We start from the raw sequence: 21,203 nt of genomic DNA on the forward strand, positions 1-21,203 counted from the left end.
GGTAGTGTCAAATATTTTTCGCACTTTTGTTTTCAGGCGACGGCTCCGTGGGTTTGGTGTTGCTCCTGGTAGAGCGGTGCCATGTTCATGTATTTTCGGGCGGACCATTTGCCGGCCGCGATATGTCTGAGTCTTGCCGCGGCCAGGTTCAGGCATGATTGACCATCCGGGAACGCCCCGACAACTCGCGTTCGCCGCCGGATCTCTTTCATTATCCGCTCCAGAGGATTGTTCGTCCTGATCTTGCGCCAATGGCTGTCCGGAAAGCCGTAGTAGGTCAGCGTCTCGTCGATGCTCTCTTCAATGAGATCGGCAGCTCGTGTCAGACGTTGTGCCCGCAGGTCTGCGATAACAGCGTCAGCCTTTTCCTGTGCTGCCCTGCGGTTCTCTTGGGCATGAATGGCCTTCAGCATGTGCGTGACCTCGCGCACCTTGGTGGATGGGACGTGGCTGAACACATTGCGATAGAAGTGAACCATACAGCGCTGCCACTGCGCATCGGGCAGATAGTCGGCCACGCTCTCCACGAGCCCCCGACAGGCATCAGAAATGATCAGCTTCACGCCAAGATCGGGGAGATGTCACTGGAGAATGATTTTTTAGCCGGCGCGCTCACCAAAGCGGGACTGTTGGGTAGCGCAAGGAAATGATCGACCGCAGTCATGATCTGTCCATCACCCGTCAGGCCAAGGCTTTGGGGATCAGCCGCGGCATCGTCTATTACCTGCCACAGCCTGCATCCGCGGCTGACCTGAAGTTGATGCGCCGCATCGATGAACTCCATCTTGATTATCCTTTTGCGGGCTCTGATGAAAGATCAGGTCACTGATCTCAAGGACCAGCGTGACGGCTGGCAGAAACAGGCCGAGGCGAACCAAAGGCTATTGCAGGACATGCGGCCGGAACCGCGCCGCTGGTTCAGCTTCGGAAAGGCGAGTTGATGCGTTGGCCGGGTTATGGCGGCATTGCAGCTGCTGGCCAGTAGAGGCAGGTCGGGAGCCCGGATCCGCACCCTGAACGCGGAAATTACCGTCCGCTAAGGCTCCCGGTAAAATCCGCTGGGTGCGGAACCAGGGCTCCCTCCACCGCCATTTGGGCATTGAGCTGAGGGGCCGATACGGGCCTTGAGAACGGTCGCTTTTTTCTACAAACGGGGAGTTGCATCTATCTCTGCTGTCATAGAGCTTAAGGCTCTGAAAAGTATAATAAAAATTATTATAGTCCGTTTAGGGTTTTCAAGCCCTCTCGAATATTTCCCAGTATTTTATTGCGTCCTCGCCTCAGGGGACGTCTCGCGTACGTGCACACACGCGCGCGTGGGACGTCCCCAAAGGGGACTGGGATTACTTAGAGGTGCCGGGACCGACTTCCGGCTCGCCGCTCGCCGCGGCGTCCAGCCTTGCCCTGCCCTGAGATCAACGGCAGGCAACGCAAACCAGCAAGGAGCGCGGTATGCCAATCGTTCAATTTTCTCCAAAGCCAACCAGCAACGCCGACAGACGGGCTATCCTGAAAGGACGCCTGGTCCGGCACCGGGAAAATCACCTGATGAGCCAGTATCCCTCTCACTGCCGCTCTGAGGGCAATCTGAGACGGGCCATGCTGGATGCGGTCCTCGATGCCTGCCCGGAAAACCAAGTGGAGTTTTTGACGTTGATACCGCGGAGGCTTTTATCCGGCACACACCACGATCAACTGATCAATGAAGTCCCGGGAATTGTGAACCTGGTTCGCAGCACTTAAGCGCCAATATCGAAAAACCGAATTTAAAGGCCGTACAGCACTCCTGATCTCGACAGGCTGGCGTTGTATGGTTTTTAGCCAAAACCCTCTCAGCGGCTATTTCTGTGGCTTCTGAGGGGTGTTTAGTAAAGGATTTGACCTGCGTGTTTATCCAATCCACCGGGTCGAGCTTTGTGGTCATGCCGACAGGGCCTGCTGCAAACGTATTGTCGCCGACCTGGATAAGGCCAGCTAACATGACCCTCAGATTAGGAATCTGATAGTCACCCCCCTCAATACAGCTTCCAAGTATCTGTAATAATTAAGGAAACAGGCTTTATCCCCCCCCTTGCCGAATTTTTCCTTTTTATAGAGGGGGAATAAATCGGGTATTTCCTTGAAATATCAAGCCTATAGTGAGCTGACTTGTCCCCGCGCCAAGCAATATTTCCCGTTACTTTATTAGAGGACAGTCGGGGTCTATTTTCGCCTATTTTAGACTCATGCCGCGCCCATCGTCCGCCTCTTTCGACTATTCAAACTCACTTACCGCGGTAACAACGATCATGCTGACGCTGTGGTCCTGAATAGGCAACAAAAAGACGCGGTAACAACGGTAACAATCATCTGATTAATCAATGATATCCGTTAGTTAAATTGTTACCGCTGTTTTTTGCACCGGTAACAAAAGCTTGGTTTGTTACCGGTGTATTTTTGGACCGGTAACATTCGGGTCCTCAAGAATGGCGGAAACCCCCCATTCCCCCCTCATTGTTACCGTTGTTACCGTTGTTACCGGGGGTCAGTCATTTGCGGCAAAAACGTAGTCCTTGTGAGCGTACTGCCCACGCCCGACCTTCTGGATCTGACCGTCACCCACCATCTTGATTAACAGCCGCCGCACACTGCCTGCCTTCATGGAAGTAAGCGCCTGGATATCAGTCGGTGTTAAAGGCTCATCAGCCTGTTCAAGCTCGGCCCTTATCCGTGCTCGCTCATCAGACTGCCGGATCTCTTGCGCATCACCCTGGATCGTCCATATGCCCGCATCGAACCGTAGTGCTGTTTCAATCTCTTCAACATCACGGCCCCTCACATAGAGGGTTATGCCGTTGTTGTCGCGATCAAGAACAAGCGTGGTGTCAGCGCAGGCGGACAACCCATTGGACCCGGAGAGAGCTTCGAGAGGATCATCAGCACCGCCCTTGCGGGTATGGTGAAGCGCCAGAACGCTCACACCTGTGTTGGTGGCCCATTGCTGCAGACCAGAGAACGCAGCATAGTCGTTTTCATAGGCGTTTCGTGACCTGCCGCCCGCAGGCTTGATCCGCTGGAGGACATCCACAACGATTAGCCGTGGGCTGGCAACATATTGGCACCATTTATCCAGCGCCATAGTAAAGCCCTCGTTCAACGGGATTGGTTCGGCCGCCCAAGTCAGCCGTGACAGGTCAGGTTTGTTGAAGGGTAGCAGGGTGTTGATCCGGCTCTGGATCCGGCGCGGGCCATTCTCCATATCGATGTACAGAACATCCCCCGCTTCCACGTCGATCTTGCCCATTGCCATGCCGCCGGTCGCAACAGCGATGGCCCAATCGATTGCCAACCAAGTCTTGCCGAGCTTCTGCCGACCAGCGAGGACATTGAACCCTTCAGTAAGGTAGTCTGGGACAATCCACTTAACGGTTTCAAACTGGGCGGCCAGCAAATCGTTCGAGTTCTGGAAGGTGAAGTGCCTTTGCGGTTTTGGCAGCTGTTGCGGAGGGCTCAAATGATCGTGTCCGTATCCATGGACATGAGACAGATCCCGTGGCTTTCGCATCGCCCCGCGTTCCGCACTCAAGAGTGTCTTTTCGATCTCGCCGATTTCAAGCCCGGCCCTCTCAGCCGCGTGGGTCAGGGCGCGGGTGACTGTCTCATGTGGCAGCTGATCGTTCGCGACGAGTTGGAACAGGCTGAACGCCGACCTGTTGAGGGTATCATTGCGTTGACCTTCGGGCGCTGTATAGACACGGTCGATCTCGGCGTTCAACGCCGCCATTGCGTAGTTTGGAGCGGAATTCAGGCGCAGTAGTTCTTGAACGGCGTCCATCATGCATCTCCTTCGAACAGAAACTCATAACCTGGTTTATTCAATTCCGGTCGTGAAGGCGGGGCGATGACATAGCCTCCATCCCCACGGACATCGACATTGGGTGCTATTTTGCCCGCTGAGTTGCGGGTGGTTTGGTCGGCTTGCTCAAACCAGATATGGGCACCACCAGACGGCGTATTGACGTGACGCCCGGCAAGCAGCCAATGGCCCAGCCCCAGCCTCTCCAGCTCAAGGAAGCCGTTCCCGTTCTTCATATCGACATCAAGAACGATCAGGTCTGAGATCGTGCCGGTTGCAATACCAATAAGCGCCTGAGGAAACTGAGCCCACCAGGCTTTAATCTGGCTTGCCTCTGCTGTTGCCGCTTTGAAGCCATTAACAGTGAATGGCCTCTTGTTCGGGCGGCATGGAAAAACGTGCTTCCCCTGATCGGCGTAATCCAGGGCAGCTGCAAGCAAGCGGCTCTCAAAAGCCGCAACCTCATCCTGCGCGCATTCCGTGACACCGTTGGTTTCAAAACTCAATCCAGCCAAAGATCGTCTGGGGCGATCGGGGACTGATGTCTCCGGCCTGTCCACGTTGATCGTACTGTTCATCGCGCACCGCCTTTCTGCGCGTGCTCGGAAAAAAGCTTTGCGCGAAGGGAATGCGCCTTGTGTTCGAGAAGACGCTGGAAATGAGCAGCCGCGATAGGATCACCGAGCAAAGTAACAAGCTCCTTATCCAGGGCCTTACGGACGACTGCGTATTGCTCAGCATGGGGCGCAAAGACGCGAAGCTTGTCCATCACATCACCTCCACTGCATTTGGAAAATGAAGCGACACATGCGCGTCGCATCGGCTGGCCGACCATCCGGTCTGTGCCTGTATCCGCCGCCCGATCAGGGTGCGGGGATGCCGGGATGGTGTTTGCCGAGCCGCCCATTCAAAGAGCGGCAGGTTTGTATTGCGCGCACGGCGGCGCATTGGTAGAACAGTCATAGCTGCTACCTTTCTTTGTTAGTCAGGTTTTCAGTTAAGTCCCCGGCGCACTCGGTCTGTTTCGCTACACCCGAATGCGAACCGGGGATTTATTTTGCGCTGTCAGTGTCCGGGATTGCGAACAACGCCCAGCGCCTCTTGACTGCCCTACACACGCGGCAGGGCGTCCAGCCAAGCTTTCAAATCTTCATCTAGAATGATGGTTCGCCGCCCGATTTTCGTGGCCACCAATCGCCCGGCTCTGATTTCCTCATAGAGCTTGGTGAACCCGGCATAACCGGCTTCCTTCAAGTCACGAAGCGTATGGGCTTGCCGCATTTCGTCTGCCTTCCTCCGGCTATCATGCCGGTGCTTGCAGGGGCGCTATTGCCCGCTGACAGACGTGTTTTCCCACAGAATGCTCGGGCAGCTTTTTTTAGAAAATAACGATAAGAAGAAATTTTTTAATATAAAACAGATACTTAGCGGGTTTTCAGGACCGAGAATCAATTGACCTAGCCTTACGAATCACTATTCAGAAGCAGGATTTAAGTCATCATCATCTAAGCCTTCCAAGAAAGCCTGCTCGACCAACAGGCTGGCACGCACTTGCCGGTCGGTAATAATAAAACCGCGCTCCTGCTTCCAACGCTCACAAACCTGTTGGAGTGCCGCACGTTCATCGGCTCTATTCGATGTAAGACGGTAGAACCGCGTTCGGTCCAGCTCGCGTGCGGTTTTTCCATAACGCTTACCGCGCATGAACAAGTCACGGAAGGCTTCGTCGAGCTCCCAATCGACATCTTCACCCGCTCTATCTAATTCAAGAAGGTGGAGATAATCCTCGTCTTCTATTTCAACGGCAAATTCATTTAGCAGGTCAGAAGCTTTATCTTCCAAGGCATCTAATTTTTGCTTCTGTTCAAATGTGGGCTCACCATTCGCGATACGGCGCTGTAAATCGCGCCTGCGCTCAGAAATGCTTTTACTTTCAGACAACCAATTTTTTGCTGCATCCAATTTAAGGCGATGCTCTTCTATTTCACGGCGCTTTTCTGGGGTTGGTACCATGCCTTTTTCTGCAAAAGCCTTCGGGAGTTCAGCCGTTAGTCTTTCATGGATGGCTATTCGATAGTACCCGGCTATCCTTAGCTTATCCCATTCATTAAGCTTAATACGCTTCTTCTGCTTCCTATTCATCTAGCCCGCCTTATAATCTTCGGATTAACGCTGATTGAACTTTCCCATGCCTCCATCAATTCCCGCCGCCGCTCCAAGGCATCACCCCGCCGGTAAGCCCGTTCCGTCATGTCGCCAACGGCATGCGCAAGCGCCGCCTCGGCAATCTCTCTCGGATAGCTGGTTTCTTCCGCCGCCCAATCCCGGAAGCTGCTACGGAAGCCATGAACCGTATAGCCGCCTTGCCCCATGCGGCGCATCTGCATTGCCATCGCCATACCGGAAAGCGGACGGCCCGCTTTATTGCCGGGAAACAGAAAACCATCGTCCCGGCGCAACAGCTCAAGCCTATCGAGGATTTCCAGCATGCGCCTTTTGAGGGGAACCCGGTGCTCTTTTCCGGCTTTCATGCGCTGGGCGGGAATGGTCCAGACCTTTGCATCGCGGTCTATTTCGGACCATGAGGCATTGAGCGTTTCGCCGCTTCGCGTGGCCGTCAGGATGCACCATTCCAAGGCAAGGGCGGACAGGCTTTCATTGGCACGGAGCGCCGCCACAAAGCGCGGCAGGTCCTTGTAGGGCATAGCGGCATGGTGGCCGCGTGTGAGCTTCTGCCGCTTCGGCAAGAGCTTGTCCAAATGACCGCGCCACCGGGCCGGGTTTTCGCCCGTCCGCAAGCCCTGAGCCTTCGCTGCATCCAGAACACGTTCAATGCGCCCCCGGAGCCGGACGGCGGTTTCCGGCTTTTCCTGCCAGATAGGTTTCAGGACGGCCAGAACGTCGCGCGTTTCGATATCGTCCAGACGCTTATTGCGGAGCGGAGCGGCATAGGTTTTCAGGGTCATGCGCCACTGTGCCAAATGTTTGGCATTCCGAAAACCGGGCGCTAGGTCGTCAACCAAGGCGTCGGCAAATTGCCCGAAAGTCTGGTTCGAGTTCTTTGCGCGCTCCGCTTCACGAACGGCAATCGGGTCTAGGTCCTGAGCAACCATCGCACGGGCTTGGTTTGCGGCTTGGCGGGCGTCGGCCAAAGAGACGGCGGAAAGCTTGCCCAGCCCCATTTCCTTTCGCTTGCCGTGCCATTGAAAAATGAAGCGCCAGGACTTCGCGCCGGATTTGGAAACCGACAGGTAAAGCCCGTCACCATCTGCATGCAAGCCCGGCTCGGAAACCGTTTGCACCGTTCTTGCCGAAAGCCGTTTTGCCGCCCGCGCCATCGCTCAACCCCGCACCTAACCCTAAAACTGACCCTAAAAGATAATGCGGATTTGGGCGGTATTCAACGGATGACGGCGAACAAGCACCTGAATAAACACCTCTATTTTTTTGGCTTTTTCGGACGCAGGCGAAACATGAAAAACAATGGTTTGGCGGACTCTCTGTCCGCCATTTTTCTTGATGTCAGTATTACGATCCGAAGACGGAATGGTCCCCCAACGCTGTGACTTCCGTTCCCGCTAAGAGCGCATCGTAGTGAGTGAACAGCGTATCCGAGCCAAATTCAGGTGTCTGGGACGCATCGTACCGCTTTTGCTCAGGATCCCAGACCAACATGGATTCTGTCGCATAGTACCGCCCAATCCGCGCAAACTCCGCTTTGTCTGACAACTTCGGGACCACTGTGCCGGCTAACGCCAGACCACCTGCAATACCATCCATCAAGCGGACTGGCACACGCTTGTACCGAGGGCGCGCTCCCAGCGCCTCGAACAGATATTCCCCTTGCTCCAATGGAGTAACGGCGGGGCCTGGACCGCCAACCGGCAGCAGCTTGTTTAGCGACTCTGGATCCGACAGGCATTTCACCATGAAAGCCGCCAGGTCTGAATCGCTAATCGGTTTGCAGGCTGTCAGTCTGCCGTCTCCAAACAAAAGATACGGCTTGCCGGCCAAGACGCGGGCAACTTGACCGGAAAGCGACTTAAAATAGGCCGTCGGCCGTACAATCGTGTAGGCGAGCCCGGACGCTTTCAGCGCATTTTCAAAAGCCAGTTTGGCAAACTGAAACTGAAGTCTCGGCTTTTGCACGCAGATTGCTGACAAGAGGACAAACTTCGGAACACCGGCGGCCTGGGCCGCAAGCAACACGTTCATATGAGCATCATGGTCAATCAACCATGCATCGTGAGGCATACCGGTACGGGATGCCATACAGGACACAACAGCGTCAAAAGGGCCGAATTGCTCGATAGCCATAGCGACCGAGGCCGGATCGAGCACATCGACAGGGCATTGTGCGGCTCCCATTTCGTTTCTAGCCATGGCACTGCCCGGCGGAATCGGTGCTTTGAATTGCCCCGGGCGCGTGGAAGCAACAACCTCGTGGCCAGTATTTTGAAGAGCTGACTGCACAGCTGTGCCGATTGTGCCGCTTGCACCAAACAACAAGACCCGCTGCGGCTTTTGAGAACCGGACATATGCCCCCTTTTAACCGGTCAGACTCACATCCGCCATGAGATCGCCCGCTGTTTCCTGCAGTGCCTCACTAAGCTGGGCTGGAGATAACCCGTCGGGCAATCGCAAATCAGCCGTCGCTTTAAACATCGCTTCCCCTTGCATTGAGCCAGGACCAACTGAAGTCTCAAGATGCTCGATACTCACATTATGTGCAGCCAGAACCTGGGTGATCTGCCGCAAAAGGCCGGGGTGATCCTGAGACAGCAAATCCAGTTGAGCCTTGGTGCCGGTTTTCGGCTCTGGCTGTTTGAGATCTGATCGTAGGGTGATCGCAATCCCGTCAGCGAGAAGAGGATCAAAATTATCATGCAAACTCTGAATATTCTGTGGGGCAATATCGACGCTGACAATGCCGGCAAACTCTCCGCCAAGCCGAGCCATGGACGATTCGACCCAATTGCCGCCGGCCTGGGAAATGGCGTCGGCAAGACGGTCGACAAGACCCGGGCGGTCTTCCGCGATGACAGTAAATACCAACTGACTTTGCATAGGCATTCCTCATATTCAATTCATGGTAGCAATGACCGATCGCCGCTTCGCTACGTAACGCGAATTATGTATTTCAGGCCAGAGTTAATCTACCCAGCAATTGAGGCGACCGAATCCGAAGGTGCTTTAATTCCTCTGGGGTGCCGTTAGACTTGAACGACACAACCGCTAGGACATCAGGAGATCCGAATGAGCATAGCGTGGCGGAAAATCATGTACAGACCGGGCTTTTTCGCCGCCGCTGTCATCGTTGCGCTCGCGCTCTTGCCTGTGGCCGTCTGGCTGGACCTTAGACAGATCTCGGACGAGTCCTTGAAATCACAAGTCATCGATTTTAACAGCGCGATCACAGATATCCGGAGCTACTACAGCAAAAATGTGGTTGGCCGGGTGCTGGAAAGCGGCGGCATTGCCTTGCCGGTTCATGACTACAAGGACGTCCCCGGCGGCATTCCAATCCCCGCAACACTTTCAATTGAACTCGGCGACGTCATAGGCACAGATGGTGACAGCATCCGCTACCGCTTCGTTTCTGATTTTGAGTTCACCAATCGGGCGCCGCATGAACTCACAAGCTTCGAACAGAATGCCCTCGCAAAATTCCGCGACGGTTCGGCACAAACCGAGACGCTTTTGGGCTATTCCGGTTCGATCTTCGACCGTGCTGTAACCATCGTTTCGCCGGTCCGGATGGGCGAGACCTGTGTTTCGTGTCACAACACCCATCCTCAAAGCCCCAAACTGGACTGGGAAGTCGGCGATGTTCGGGGCATTCAGGCCATAACGATGGCCCAACCGATCGCAGACAATATCTTCGCCTTCCGTTATTTGCTGCTGTATTTCGCCGGTGCTGGAACATTCGGCATTGCCTTTGCCGGTTTGCAATGGCGCCAGGCTGCCCGGTTTAACCGGATGAACCTCAAGTTGGAGCAGGCGAACGATGAAATTCTCGACCTCAACAAACAGCTGACCAATGAGAACCTTCGGCTCGGCGCCGAGATTGAAATTGCCCAGCGCATTCAGAAAATGGTGCTGCCGACCAAGGACGAGCTTGGCGAACTCCGTCACATTGAGATTGCGGCATATATGGAACCAGCCGACGAGGTTGGCGGTGATTATTACGACGTCTTGCAGCTTGGTGAGCGGATTAAGGTCGGCATTGGCGATGTTACCGGGCACGGCCTTGAAAGCGGTGTTTTGATGCTGATGGTGCAATCGGTCGCCGTCGCACTGCAAGAACAAGGCGTGGAAGATCCAAAAGAATTTCTTACAACCCTGAACCGCGCTATTTGCCGCAACATCAACCGGACGAAAACCAACAAGCACCTCACATTATCCTTCCTCGACTACAAGGACGAGAAAGTGACCTTGTCCGGACAGCACGAAGACGTGGTTTTGATCCGCAATGGTGGAAGCCCAGTCCGAATCGACACCATGGACCTTGGCTTCCCAATCGGGCTGGACGAGGATATTTCGCCGTTCGTTTCAGTGCTGGATCTCGATTTCAACCGCGGCGACCTGATCATCCTGCACACAGACGGCATTACCGAGGCCGAAGACGAGGAAGGGCACTTCTTTGGTGTGGACGGCTTGATCAAAAGCGCCGATTCCCATCGCGGAGGCTCGGCGGAAGATGTAGCACGTGGCATCATTGCCGACGTTCACAAACACATCGGGAACCAGGTTATCCATGACGACATAACCTTGGTCGTTATCCGCCACAAATAACCGAAGACACGGCCAATTTTCTGGCCGCGTCTTTTTTTCGAACTAGCCGACAGCCTTTTTCAAAGCTGGAATGCGAGAGACTATCAACAAATCAAGCGCAAGAACTGAAATCAGAGTCAAACCGACCAACGGAAACGCAAGGGACAGTACCAGCATCATGAGCATTGCCCCGCGCCAGTGGGGCAGGTGATCCGGAGTTCGCGGCGCCAGGAGCCGCATGCCCGCAGCTTTTGGACGCCGAATCCACCACATGACGACCCCAGATACACTGACAAAGATGACTGACAGACAAAAAACAGTGTTTAAAATGAGGTTCCATACGCCCAAATCGCCTTCATGGAAGGCAATCCCGACAGCCATGCTTTTCGCTGCGAGAGAGTAATCACTGAAGCGGACATCGGCCAGGATCTTGCCGGTGTGTTGGTCGACATGAACGGTGCGATCGGATGTCGGATCACTGCTATCATTGCTCATTGAATCTCGAGACAGGGTCCAAACCGCGTTTTCATCACCTGGGTAGTGAAGGCGAAACCTGCCGTGAAACCCGATGGCATGTCCGAGCTTTGCAATGCTGTCGGCATTCACCGCGTCCCCGACCGGCACCCCGGCTGCGCCGACATCAGAACCGGATGCCGGCATGGGCGTTTGCTCAAGGCCCCACGGCACATCTTTTGTTGCTCCATGATTCATGTGCGCATGCGTCTCATCGGACAGCGGCACATTCTCCCACTTTTCTGCAGGAAACGTACTCCAAGCTTGTACGAATTTCTCGCCCCAAATACCGGCCCAGGCGAGCCCCGACACAAGGAAGACGACCAGCAATAAAGAGCAATACAGCCCAACTGTTTGATGCAGGTTTTTCCAGAGCCCCCGGCTGCGGAGCGAAAGATCGGGAACAAAAGCTGACAGAAGCGATGCACCTCCGCGGGGCCACCAGAGATAAAGTCCTGTCACAACCAGAACAATCCCGAAGCTGGCAGCAATCTCAATCAGCCGGTCACCCAATGTGCCTATCAAGAGGGTGCCGTGTATGTCTGAGGCAAAGTCGTACCATCCGGCACGCCGATCCCACACATCAATGACCTCGGCAGAGTAAGGATTTACGGCCACCATAAACGCCCCAGAAGGAGACGAAACCCGAAAGACCGAGGCTCCTTGGGCGTTTGCCGGCCCGATCCATTCGACCAGCCTTGCATCTTGAACGGAAGAAAGCGCAGCCGCCCCCTGTTGCTCTAGCGACAGGGTCGTCCCGGCTGTTTCAATACGGATTTTGTCTCCGTCCCGGCCATCAAAAAAAGCGACATACATCATGATCAACCCGGTAACGGCCAGCATGATGAGAAACGGCGCCACATAAAGTCCTGCATAAAAATGCCAGCGCCACGCCGCCAGGTAAAAACGCCGGTTTCTGTCTCCAGACATAGTACTTGGTTGACCCGGTACACCCGGGCCTCCTGCGATATCAGTCATAACAATCTCCTCAGCCGTGTCCGGAAACTTCTGTCCGCACAGCCCAAAAACGTTTCAAATGTTTGAGGTTCAGAGACTGTGGGGTGGCGCTCGGGCCCCGACGGGGGGCAAAGCCGCGTATTTGACCGGCGCACCGAGACAATCCGCTGTTTGTGTGTGTCTACCGGTATCAACAAGGAACGTTGCTTTAATGGATGGGAGGATTGCTGCGGCTGCAACCGCATAAAAACCGCATATAGAATGGGCCGCCGAGTTGCGCGGCTCGCCATTGTTGCTGTCCGGATCGGTGGTCCCGTCCGTGTTCAGGAAGACCGTTTGAAGGCCGTCACCAGTACAAATAACAATACTGAACCGGCCGTCACTACCGACGCCTGGCATGAAACCATTCGGAAGCAACGCCAGAAAAATGTAGGGTATGAAAAGCACGCACAGCAACGCTCTGCGCGCCCCCGCCGGGAACACAAAGCGTGGCGAACTCCGAAATCTACATCCCAAGCCCTTCATCGAAGGTGCTCTAGCTAATATTTCCCACGATAACAACGCGGTTTGTCGGGCCTCCGCCCCGTTTAGGAGCGGATCGCCGCCGGTTCGCCATTGCGGTTCGCTTGCAACGGTTGTAATACCGCCCGCCCAACTGACACGCCCTCCAGAACAATCTGTCACAGCCTGTCAAATGCGCAGGACCTCTGTTGAGTGTTGAAAGGCCCCACATGACCCGATCCCTCGGACTTGATTTCGGCACCTCAAACACGGTTGCTGTATCCGGCGAAAACTCTTCGAACCTTGGGCCGGTCTTTTTCGGCAAAGCCGCGGACCAAATCGCAAGCCTCCCGACGGTTTTGAGTTTTTTGGATCGCGGCATATCCAGACCACATCCGGAAGTTGGCCCTTGGGCAATCCGGCAGTTTCTGGAAAGCACAGAAGATGTCCGGTTCATACAGTCGCTCAAAACCTTTGTGGCCAGCACAGTCTTCAAAGGTACTGGCGTGTTCGGCACCCGGTTCGAATTCGAAGATCTCATGGCAACGTTCTTGGCAGGTGCAGAGGCCCGATGCGCGCACAGGCTTTTTGATCGTGGCACCCGTGTCGTGATCGGCAGGCCGGTCGTGTTTGCCGGCAGCGCGCCAGATGAGTCGGTTGCGATGGCGCGGTATCGCAAGACGCTGAACCGGTTCGGGCTGGACAATGTTCTGTTCGTTTATGAACCGGTTGCGGCCGCTTTTTCTTTTGCCGACCGGCTCGCGCACGACGCGACCGTGTTGGTCGCCGACTTTGGTGGAGGCACGACGGACTATTCGCTCATGCGCTTCCGCAAAGAAGCCGGCGTATTGTCTGCTGACCCACTCGGCCGCGGCGGGATCGGCATTGCAGGCGATACTTTCGATTACCGTATCCTTGACCATGTGGTCTTGCCCGAAATCGGCAAAGGCAGTCATTACCAAAGCATGGGCAAACGCCTTGAAGTCCCTCCAAACCTTTTCAGCAATTTTGCACGCTGGCACCTGTTGTCGATCTTCAAGACGTCACAAGACTACAAAGAACTGAAAAAGCTGCTGCGCTGGTGTGAGGACAAGAGCAAGATCGAACTGTTCATTGATCTCGTCGATGAAGACCAAGGCTACCCGCTGTTTAAGGCAGTGTCCGGGGCAAAAGCCAAGCTGTCGAGCAAGGACAGCGCCGAGCTGCGCTTTGCACCGCTCGGACGTGATTTCAACGCACCGATCACGCGAACGGATTTCGAAGGCTGGATCCAAGACGATTTGGCTAAAATGGGACGTGCACTGGATGCAACGCTCATCAATGCTGGGCTCGCCGATGATGATATTGACCACGTCTTCATGACTGGCGGGACATCGTTTGTACCTGCTGTCAGGCGCCAGTTTCAGGACCGCTTCGGCGTCGAGCGGGTTTCCGGAGGTGACGAACTGACCTCGGTTGCCAAGGGGCTTGCTATGATCGGCACCCTTGAAGATGCAGAAAAATGGGCCGTTCAATAACTCCTCGAAATACGGCGGTCCTTTGTCAATTGAGGTCGCTTCGGCGCTTGATCGTTTCTATGCGCTCTTCTAGTGTGCGCGCACTGGACGGCGTCCAAAATAGGACTGAAAGCGATTCTGGTTGCGGTTGACCCAAATCGGGAACCAAACCCAGAGCTGTCAAAGTGTATACGATCGTTACCGCTGCTGTGGTTTCCGTATATCGCCCGCTTTCTTTTCACTACGGGCGCCCTCCCCATATTTTTAGTTTCAGTGCGGATCGCTGCGGTCTGACACAGGTGAATTGGACGAGGGAGACGTCACCTTGAAGATACGAACAGGCCTAAGCGGCTTTCTGGGCGGGATTCTGGTTCCCACAGCGGCTTTCGCCCACGCCGGACATCTTGGTGAACTGGCTGGGCATTCCCACTGGATTGGGGTCGCAGCTTTGGCCGGTGCTGTCGCCCTTGCTGGTGCACTCGCGCTCAAAGGGCGCAAGAAGACCGCAGCAGAAGACGAGACCACCGCGGACGACACGACGCCTTCTGAGCGGGATGCTGAGGCAGCACAATGAGTGAAAAGCTTGGCTTGATGATTTGCGGCCATGGCAGCCGCAACAAAGGCGCCGTAAAACAATTTGCGCAGCTGGCAGAGGGTTTAAGGTCCCGTTTTCCCGGCTGGCCGGTGGAATATGGCTATCTGGAGTTTGCCAATCCAGTCATTCATGACGGCCTGACCAAGCTGCGCGAACAAGGATGCACAAGGGTATTGGCCGTGCCAGGCATGCTGTTTGCCGCCGGACATGCAAAAAACGACATTCCCTCTGTTCTGAACACCTATCAGGCCATGCATCCGGAGATGCAAATCTCCTATGGACGTGAACTTGCAGTGGATACGCGGATGGTCAGGGCCGCAGCAGGCCGCATCCAGGAGGCCATCGACGCCGCCGAGACCGATGTGCCGCTGCACGAAACGCTGTTGATGGTGGTTGGTCGAGGCGCCTCCGATCCGGATGCGAACTCGAACGTGTGCAAAATCACGCGCCTGTTGTGGGAAGGATTTGGTTTCGGCTGGGCCGAAACATCCTATTCTGGCGTCACCTTCCCGCTGGTCGCACCAGGCCTCGAGCATGCGGCCAAACTCGGCTACAAGCGCGTGATTGTCTTTCCATATTTCCTGTTCACCGGCGTTCTGGTTCAGCGGATTTACAATGCGACCGACGAGGTGGCAGCCAACTACCCGGATATCGAGTTCCTGAAGGCTGGGTATCTGAATGATCATCCGCAGGTCATCGACACCATGGCCGACCGCGTCCAGGAAATCCTTCAGGGTCAGAATCTCATGAACTGCCAGATGTGCAAATATCGGGAGCAGGTGCTCGGGTTTGAAGCAGAGGTCGGCCTTGCTCAGGAAAGTCACCACCATCATGTCGAGGGTTTGGGCGCCGAAGCGGAATGCCAGTTGTGTGACGAGATCTGCACCGGTGCCTGCGAAAAACAGATCCGGGCGGCAAAAGACCACCACCATCATCACCACCACGGACACGGGCATGACCATGATCACGGCGATCACAGTCATGATCACGGGCACCACCATCATCCCTACCCGCATGCGGATCATCCGCTCGGTCCGAAGTCTATGGACGCCAAGAACTGACCATGGCGCCCCCTGCCGCACCTCCATACGACTATGAACGGGATCCTAGCGCGATTTATCGCCAGTCCTTTTCCATCGTGCGCAGCGAAGCTGCTCTTGGGGCACTTCCCGATGCAATGCAGGCGGTGGCCATTCGGCTGATTCATTCTTGCGGGATGGTCGATATCCTTGACGATTTGACCTGGTCAGAAAATGTGGTTGAACGTGCAGGCGCGGCCTTTTCAAACGGTGCAACCGTTTTGGCGGATGTTGAAATGGTGGCCAATGGCATCATCAAACGGCTTCTGCCGCGAAACAACGCCGTTGTCTGCACGCTGAACGAGAATGATGTTCCAGAGCTTGCAAAACGGCTCGGCACGACGCGTTCCGCCGCAGCTGTCGAGCACTGGCTTGAGCATCTCGACGGCGCCATTGTTGCAGTCGGCAATGCCCCAACGGCTCTGTTCCACTTGCTGGAGGAGGTTGCCAAGGGGGCTCCCAAGCCTGCGGTGATTTTAGGGTTTCCAGTCGGTTTTGTAGGAGCCGCAGAAAGCAAGCAGGCCTTGATCGAAAACCCATTTGGCATTCCGTTTCTCACGATCCGCGGCAGGCGCGGCGGATCTGCTATGGCGGCAGCTGCAGTCAACGCCCTGGCGGCCGGGCTGCCTGAGGATACCGCATGACACTGGACCGCAAGGCAAAACCGGCAGCGCGCAGATCAACAGCATCTCTGGGTGCGCTCAAATCCCGGGGCTTTTTATCCTCACCTGCAGGCGCGGCTCCGGTTGCTCCGACGCCGAATGATGGTCCGGCCAAGCACCACAAATCCCGAGGTTCGCGCTCGATCCACATATCGGATCCGACCCGGCCAAACGATCTTGCCGATCCGCTTCTACGGCGGCCTTACAGTGTTGGAGACGAGGAATGACAACGCCTTGGCTGACACTCGTCGGCATTGGTGACGATGGGTCACTGCCCGCAGCAGGCCGCACCGCGCTCGAAGCCGCCGAGGTTGTCTATGGAGGCGCACGGCATCTTGACCTGGCAGGCGACCTGAAAGCGGAGACCCGTGTATGGCCAAGTCCGTTCTCAAAGGTGTACGAGGACCTCAGGATACTCAATGGCCGTAAAACCGTTATTCTGGCCAGCGGTGATCCGCAGTGGTTTGGGATCGGATCGAGCCTTACCCAGCGGTTTTCGCGCGAGGAACTCACGGTGCTTCCAAGTCCTTCCGCATTCCAACTGGCCGCGGCCCGTATGGGGTGGGCAGTTCAAAACACGGATTGCCTGTCCGTTCATGGCCGCCCATTGGAAACACTCCGGGCAGCACTTTACCCCGGGGCCCGGATCCTTGTGCTGACGAGCAATGCATCTGCACCAAAACTGATCTCAGGTCTTCTGGCGGAAGAAGGCTACGGCCCGTCTATTATGACCATTTTAGAACATCTTGGCGGCCCGAACGAACGCCGTGTAGAAAGCACCGCGGAGGCCTTTTCGGCCGACATCGCGGATCTGCACACGCTTGCGATTGAAGCACGCCTAGCCCCTGGAACGACCGTCCGCAGCCGTGTTCCGGGATTGCCGGATGACGCTTTCGTTCACGATGGAAAAATGACCAAGCGCGAGATCCGGGCCGTCACCCTCGCAGCGCTCCAGCCACATCCGGGTGCGGTATTGTGGGACATTGGCGCCGGATGCGGCTCTATCGGAATCGAGTGGCTACGCGCGGCAGACCGGACCTCGGCAATCGGTCTTGAACCGCATAAAGACCGGCGCGCGATGGCGCAGCAAAATGCGCTGGCACTCGGTGTCCCGCATTTCAAGGTTGTGGACGCCTCAGCACCTGATGGTCTGAGCGGGTTGGAGACACCGGATGCCATTTTCATCGGCGGCGGCTTGACTGCTGAGGGTGTCGTTCCGTTGTGCCATGCGGCACTCGAGCCCGGCGGGCGTTTGGTTGCCAATGCCGTCACTCTGGAGAGCGAACAGGTCTTGCTGGCGGCTTGGCAAGAATTCGGCGGCGAGTTGACGCGTCATGCGATCCAGCGCGCAAGCCCCGTTGGCGGGCTCACCGGATGGCGGCCATTGATGCCCGTCACACAATGGAGTTTGATCAAAACATGACCGGCACGCTCTACGGGATTGGTCTGGGCCCCGGCGATCCAGAACTCATGACATTAAAAGCGCACCGGCTGATTTCGAGTGCGCGGGTGATTGCCTACCCGGCTCCGGACTCTGGCAGCAGTTTCGCCCGCTCCATTGCGGCAAGCGTGATCCCGGTTGGGGTCCGCGAAATTCCGATTGTGGTCCCCATGCGGGTCGACAGATTTCCGGCTCAGGAAATCTACGACGCAGCTTCCATCGAAATAGCCGAGACACTAGAAAGCGGAGACAACGTGGTAACGCTGTGTGAAGGAGATCCGTTTTTCTACGGCTCATTCATGTACCTTTACGAACGTTTGTCCGGCCGCTTTCCATGTGAAGTTGTGCCCGGTGTCACCTCCTTAACAGCCTGTGCAGCCCAGCTTCAACGCCCGTTGACTGCGCGCACTGATGTCATGACGGTTGTTCCCGGCCCGCTGGATGACACTGAAATCCAACAAAAAATCGAGGCGGCACAGGCGGTTGCAATTATGAAGGTGGGACGGCATCTGGGCCGCCTTAAAAGACTGCTCGAGGCAATGGGTCTGCTTGACAAAGCTGGTTACGTGGAGCGCGCGAGCCTGCCCGAGCAAAAGGTCATGCGGCTGTCTCAAGTCGCAGGCGAAACCGCCCCCTATTTTTCAATGATCCTCATTTACAAGGGAGAAGAAGCGTGGACGCTTCCCCCATCCTACTCGTCCTGAACGAAGCGGGGCTGGACACTGCCCGGCGCCTTGAAAAGGCGATCCCAAGTGCCGCCCTGCACGGGCTTGCCGGTCGCATCCGGGAAGCCGATACACTGTTCAATGAGACGCTCGAACACATCCGGCTTCTATTTGCGGCAGGACATCCGATCATTGGTATTTGTGCAAGCGGTATCTTGATCCGGGCACTCGCACCTGTTTTGGCCGACAAGCGGGACGAGCCTCCCGTGATCGCGGTGTCGGAAGACGGGGCAAGCATAGTGCCTCTGCTTGGGGGGCATCACGGAGCCAATGATCTGGCGCGCGGCCTTGCCCGGTTTCTTGAAGGTCACGCTGCCATCACCACAGCAGGTGACACCGCCCTCGGAATTGCACTGGACGTTCCGCCAACCGGATGGAGGCTGGCCAATCCGCAAGATGCCAAACCCGTCATGGCAGAACTCTTGTCGGGAGCCCCGGTTAACATCGAGGGCAACGCCAACTGGCTTGTGTCTTCCGGTTTGAAAACGGATAACTCTGCCGCGATTTCAATTCGCATTACGGAAGCTCCGGACGAGGGGGCTCCGACGCGTCTGGTGTATCATCCGCAGACTCATGTAGTCGGGGTCGGCTGCGCTCGCGGCTGCTCTGCAAAAGAACTGATTGATCTGGTCACAACGCAACTTGCACAGACCGGTGTTGCAGAGGGCGCTGTTGCGTGTGTGGCCAGCCTGGATCTAAAGGCTGATGAACCCGCTATGATGGCACTGGCGCAGTATCTTGATGCGCCCTTCCGGGTTTTCTCGGCAGAAGAACTTGAGGCACAAACACCTCGATTGCTCAATCCCTCTGACGTCGTGTTTGAGGAAGTCGGCTGTCACGGAGTAAGTGAAGGAGCGGCACTGGCAGCCACCGGAAGCCGCGGCATCCTTGTCGCGGAGAAGAAAAAAACGGCAAACGCGACGGCTGCCATTGCCAAAGCGCCGGAGCCCGTGACTGCTGAAGCAGTCGGCCGGGCGCGCGGGCATTTGTCTGTTATAGGAATTGGACCGGGCGCGGACGATTGGCGCACTCCGGAGGCCACCCGCCTGCTCGGTCAGGCAGAAGACGTAGTCGGATATTCGCTATATCTTGACATCGTGGCCCCGCACATCAAGGGCAAGATACACCACAACTTTCCGCTTGGAGCCGAGGAAGACCGTGTCCGTTTCGCTCTTGAACAGGCCGGCAAAGGAAAGAACGTTGCCCTGATATCTTCTGGTGACGCCGGGATTTACGCAATGGGTGCACTCGTTTATGAGCTTCTCGACCGCGATACGGAAAACGGCGGCGTTTCAGATGCAGCCAAGCGCGTAAACCTCATCAACGCGCCCGGCATTTCCGCCTTGCAAGCTTGTTCAGCCCGGATAGGCGCGCCGCTTGGCCATGATTTTTGCGCCATATCGCTCTCAGATCTGCTGACCCCTTGGGAAGCGATTGAAAAGCGTCTGCATGCCGCCGCAGAAGGTGATTTTGTAATTGCGTTCTACAATCCGGTTTCCAAAAGGCGTCGCACCCAGTTGGCTGCCGCCCGCGTAATCCTGTTGCAGCACCGCCCGAAAAACACACCGGTCATTCTTGGGGTCAATCTCGGACGTCCTGAAGAAACCGTTCGTGTGACGACGCTTCAAGAACTGACCGTAGACGACGTGGACATGCTGACAACTGTTCTTGTCGGATCGTCGAATTCCAAGGCGGTTGCGGGCGGTGACGGCAAACCGTTTGTCTACACACCGCGCGGATATGCAAAACGGATCGACGCTCCAAAACAGCAAGAACAGGGAGATGCGGCATGACCGTACATTTTATCGGAGCGGGCCCGGGCGATCCTGATTTGATCACCGTTCGCGGATTGAAACTGATCCAGTCATGCCCGGTTTGCCTCTACGCCGGCTCTCTTGTGCCAGAGCAGATCGTTGCTGCAGCGCCCAATGGGTCCGTTGTCATCGACACCGCACCAATGACGCTCGACGAGATTATGGACGAAATCAAAAAGGCTCATGCCCAAGGCTTTGATGTTGCGCGTGTTCACTCTGGAGATCCCGCCATTTATGGCGCAACAGCAGAGCAAATGCGCCGGCTGGACGCGCTCGGCATCGACTACGATGTGACCCCTGGCGTTCCCGCGTTTGCCGCAGCTGCCGCCGCGCTTAAAACGGAACTGACCATTCCAGAAGTCGCGCAGACTGTAATCGTGACGCGCACAGCGATGAAAAGCTCGGCAATGCCAAACAATGAGGATCTCGACACCCTGGGAAAAAGCGGTGCCACACTCGCAATACATTTATCCATCCGGAACCTGCGGGAGATCGAGCGTCAGCTCGAACCGCATTATGGCGCCGACTGCCCGGTGATTGTTGCATACCGGGTTGGCTGGCCGGACCAGGCCTTCATCCATGGCACGTTGTCGACCATCGCAGACAAAGTCCGCGCCGCAAAGATCACACGCACCGCGCTGATCTTTGTCGGTCACGCCCTTAAACCCGACGCCGATTTCCGAGACAGCGCACTATACGACGCCGACCACGTCCATGTTCTGCGGCCGAAAAAGAAAGCTAAGGTGTCCTAGTACCTGCATATCGATTTGCCACGCCAGCAGCACTCGGCCTAGTCTGACGCGACGATGA

The 21,203-nt window shown here is 56.0% G+C and carries 23 protein-coding genes and 3 pseudogenes; 14 read left to right on the forward strand and 12 right to left on the reverse strand.

Going from position 1 to position 21,203, the window contains the following annotated elements:
- Positions 1–32 precede the first annotated feature (32 nt).
- Positions 33–557, reverse strand: a complete 525-nt coding sequence (locus tag JM93_RS11080; RefSeq protein ID WP_244300827.1) for a transposase — start codon at positions 555–557, stop codon at positions 33–35.
- Here JM93_RS11080 and JM93_RS11085 point away from each other — a divergent pair.
- The 3 genes and pseudogenes from JM93_RS11085 to JM93_RS11090 all read left to right on the forward strand — a co-directional run.
- Positions 558–808, forward strand: a pseudogene (locus JM93_RS11085) (IS3 family transposase); the annotation flags it as partial. It abuts the gene before it with no gap.
- On the forward strand, positions 774–941 hold the full coding sequence (locus JM93_RS21730) for a hypothetical protein (protein ID WP_170230627.1): 168 nt from the start codon (positions 774–776) through the stop codon (positions 939–941). The pseudogene JM93_RS11085 and the gene JM93_RS21730, both read left to right, overlap by 35 nt.
- A gap of 511 nt (positions 942–1,452) precedes the next feature.
- A complete protein-coding gene (locus JM93_RS11090) occupies positions 1,453–1,743 on the forward strand; it encodes a hypothetical protein (protein ID WP_145343340.1) in 291 nt (96 codons plus the stop codon).
- 781 nt (positions 1,744–2,524) lie between these two features.
- Here JM93_RS11090 and JM93_RS11095 read toward each other — a convergent pair.
- The 9 genes from JM93_RS11095 to JM93_RS11135 all read right to left on the reverse strand — a co-directional run bounded on the left by JM93_RS11095 (position 2,525) and on the right by JM93_RS11135 (position 8,903).
- Entirely contained in the window at positions 2,525–3,814 is a 1,290-nt protein-coding gene (locus JM93_RS11095) for an AAA family ATPase (RefSeq protein WP_170230629.1), read from the reverse strand.
- Positions 3,814–4,413: a bifunctional DNA primase/polymerase gene (locus JM93_RS11100; protein WP_145343344.1), complete on the reverse strand. Its 600-nt coding sequence runs from the start codon at positions 4,411–4,413 to the stop codon at positions 3,814–3,816. Before JM93_RS11100 ends, JM93_RS11095 begins: the two co-directional genes overlap by 1 nt.
- Positions 4,410–4,604 (reverse strand): hypothetical protein, encoded by a 195-nt coding sequence (locus JM93_RS11105; RefSeq protein ID WP_145343346.1) that lies wholly within the window; start codon positions 4,602–4,604, stop codon positions 4,410–4,412. The genes JM93_RS11100 and JM93_RS11105 overlap by 4 nt, the downstream gene beginning before the upstream one ends.
- Complete coding sequence (locus JM93_RS11110; protein ID WP_145343347.1) at positions 4,604–4,798, reverse strand: hypothetical protein; 195 nt, start codon at positions 4,796–4,798, stop codon at positions 4,604–4,606. The genes JM93_RS11105 and JM93_RS11110 overlap by 1 nt, the downstream gene beginning before the upstream one ends.
- A gap of 147 nt (positions 4,799–4,945) precedes the next feature.
- The gene (locus JM93_RS11115) at positions 4,946–5,116 is read right to left on the reverse strand and encodes a MerR family transcriptional regulator (protein ID WP_145343349.1); all 171 of its coding nucleotides are present in this window, start codon (positions 5,114–5,116) and stop codon (positions 4,946–4,948) included.
- Positions 5,117–5,308: 192 nt separating this feature from the next.
- Positions 5,309–5,977, reverse strand: coding sequence for a hypothetical protein (locus tag JM93_RS11120; protein WP_145343351.1), 669 nt, complete (start codon positions 5,975–5,977; stop codon positions 5,309–5,311).
- Positions 5,974–7,173 carry a tyrosine-type recombinase/integrase gene (locus tag JM93_RS11125; RefSeq protein ID WP_145343353.1) on the reverse strand — a complete coding sequence of 400 codons (1,200 nt, stop codon included), beginning with the start codon at positions 7,171–7,173 and terminating at the stop codon, positions 5,974–5,976. The genes JM93_RS11120 and JM93_RS11125 overlap by 4 nt, the downstream gene beginning before the upstream one ends.
- Positions 7,174–7,363: 190 nt before the next feature.
- Positions 7,364–8,341, reverse strand: coding sequence for an NAD(P)H-binding protein (locus JM93_RS11130; protein WP_208995139.1), 978 nt, complete (start codon positions 8,339–8,341; stop codon positions 7,364–7,366).
- Between the two features lie 43 nt (positions 8,342–8,384).
- A complete protein-coding gene (locus JM93_RS11135; RefSeq protein ID WP_145343357.1) occupies positions 8,385–8,903 on the reverse strand; it encodes a glycine cleavage system transcriptional repressor in 519 nt (172 codons plus the stop codon).
- A gap of 213 nt (positions 8,904–9,116) precedes the next feature.
- Between JM93_RS11135 and JM93_RS22140 the strand changes: the two are divergent.
- Both JM93_RS22140 and JM93_RS11140 read left to right on the forward strand, forming a co-directional pair.
- Positions 9,117–9,680 (forward strand): annotated as a pseudogene (locus JM93_RS22140) (Tll0287-like domain-containing protein); the annotation flags it as partial.
- 144 nt (positions 9,681–9,824) lie between these two features.
- Positions 9,825–10,631 (forward strand): annotated as a pseudogene (locus tag JM93_RS11140) (PP2C family protein-serine/threonine phosphatase); the annotation flags it as partial.
- Between the two features lie 42 nt (positions 10,632–10,673).
- Here the strand turns inward: JM93_RS11140 and JM93_RS11145 are convergent.
- The gene (locus JM93_RS11145) at positions 10,674–12,101 is read right to left on the reverse strand and encodes a PepSY-associated TM helix domain-containing protein (RefSeq protein ID WP_244300815.1); all 1,428 of its coding nucleotides are present in this window, start codon (positions 12,099–12,101) and stop codon (positions 10,674–10,676) included.
- Between the two features lie 69 nt (positions 12,102–12,170).
- Positions 12,171–12,605, reverse strand: a complete 435-nt coding sequence (locus JM93_RS22400) for a DUF2946 family protein (protein ID WP_425280822.1) — start codon at positions 12,603–12,605, stop codon at positions 12,171–12,173.
- Between the two features lie 206 nt (positions 12,606–12,811).
- Here JM93_RS22400 and JM93_RS11150 point away from each other — a divergent pair, with 206 nt between their 5' ends.
- The 9 genes from JM93_RS11150 (at position 12,812) to cobM (ending at position 21,145) form a co-directional block, all read left to right on the forward strand.
- The gene (locus JM93_RS11150; protein WP_145343361.1) at positions 12,812–14,098 is read left to right on the forward strand and encodes an Hsp70 family protein; all 1,287 of its coding nucleotides are present in this window, start codon (positions 12,812–12,814) and stop codon (positions 14,096–14,098) included.
- 304 nt (positions 14,099–14,402) lie between these two features.
- Positions 14,403–14,651 (forward strand): DUF6732 family protein, encoded by a 249-nt coding sequence (locus JM93_RS11155; RefSeq protein ID WP_145343363.1) that lies wholly within the window; start codon positions 14,403–14,405, stop codon positions 14,649–14,651.
- A complete protein-coding gene (locus tag JM93_RS11160; RefSeq protein ID WP_145343365.1) occupies positions 14,648–15,733 on the forward strand; it encodes a sirohydrochlorin chelatase in 1,086 nt (361 codons plus the stop codon). The genes JM93_RS11155 and JM93_RS11160 overlap by 4 nt, the downstream gene beginning before the upstream one ends.
- A 2-nt stretch (positions 15,734–15,735) precedes the next feature.
- Complete coding sequence (locus tag JM93_RS11165) at positions 15,736–16,395, forward strand: precorrin-8X methylmutase (RefSeq protein WP_145343367.1); 660 nt, start codon at positions 15,736–15,738, stop codon at positions 16,393–16,395.
- On the forward strand, positions 16,392–16,640 hold the full coding sequence (locus JM93_RS11170) for a hypothetical protein (RefSeq protein ID WP_145343369.1): 249 nt from the start codon (positions 16,392–16,394) through the stop codon (positions 16,638–16,640). Before JM93_RS11165 ends, JM93_RS11170 begins: the two co-directional genes overlap by 4 nt.
- On the forward strand, positions 16,637–17,836 hold the full coding sequence (cbiE, locus tag JM93_RS11175) for a precorrin-6y C5,15-methyltransferase (decarboxylating) subunit CbiE (RefSeq protein WP_145343371.1): 1,200 nt from the start codon (positions 16,637–16,639) through the stop codon (positions 17,834–17,836). The genes JM93_RS11170 and cbiE overlap by 4 nt, the downstream gene beginning before the upstream one ends.
- Positions 17,833–18,558: a precorrin-2 C(20)-methyltransferase gene (gene cobI / locus JM93_RS11180; RefSeq protein ID WP_196220723.1), complete on the forward strand. Its 726-nt coding sequence runs from the start codon at positions 17,833–17,835 to the stop codon at positions 18,556–18,558. The genes cbiE and cobI overlap by 4 nt, the downstream gene beginning before the upstream one ends.
- Positions 18,528–20,372 carry a precorrin-3B C(17)-methyltransferase gene (cobJ, locus tag JM93_RS11185; protein WP_145343373.1) on the forward strand — a complete coding sequence of 615 codons (1,845 nt, stop codon included), beginning with the start codon at positions 18,528–18,530 and terminating at the stop codon, positions 20,370–20,372. Before cobI ends, cobJ begins: the two co-directional genes overlap by 31 nt.
- The gene (cobM, locus tag JM93_RS11190) at positions 20,369–21,145 is read left to right on the forward strand and encodes a precorrin-4 C(11)-methyltransferase (protein WP_145343375.1); all 777 of its coding nucleotides are present in this window, start codon (positions 20,369–20,371) and stop codon (positions 21,143–21,145) included. Before cobJ ends, cobM begins: the two co-directional genes overlap by 4 nt.
- Positions 21,146–21,203 lie beyond the last annotated feature (58 nt).

The organism is Roseibium hamelinense (genome assembly GCF_007830545.1).
In the GTDB taxonomy this organism is placed as follows: Bacteria; Pseudomonadota; Alphaproteobacteria; order Rhizobiales; family Stappiaceae; genus Roseibium; species Roseibium hamelinense.